The following is a 410-nucleotide window of genomic DNA, read 5'->3' on the forward strand; positions in this document are numbered from 1 at the left end:
AATTCACCACTTGTAAAAACAGCTATTGCTGGTGAAGATGCTAACTGGGGACGGGTGGTTATGGCAGTTGGTAAGGCAGGTGTTGAAGTAGACCGTGATTTGTTAACGATTTGGTTTGGTGAACATCGTTTGGCGATCAATGGTGAACGAGATCCTGAATATTGTGAAGAGAAAATAGGCGCTTATATGCAAAATAAACACATTACAATTCGTGTTGATATTGGCTTAGGTACTGGTAAAGCCACTGTTTGGTCTTGTGATTTAACGAAAGAATACGTTATGATCAATGGCGATTACAGAAGTTAATTGGTGCACCATAAATTTGACATTGGATATCTGTATGTTTCTTAGCAGAGAACTAAGTATTTGAACTCTTTCATCTTGAAGTAGGGGGATGAGAGAAGAGACAG

At 39.0% G+C, this 410-nt stretch carries 1 protein-coding gene; it reads left to right on the plus strand.

Features of this window, described 5'->3' with window-relative positions; translation table 11 throughout:
* Positions 1-306 (plus strand): bifunctional ornithine acetyltransferase/N-acetylglutamate synthase (locus ACFIO5_RS10305; RefSeq protein ID WP_375705350.1); only part of this gene is annotated, 306 nt, incomplete at its 5' end.
* Positions 307-410: the final 104 nt, after the last annotated feature.

Source organism: Bartonella sp. AA86SXKL, from assembly GCF_042196885.1.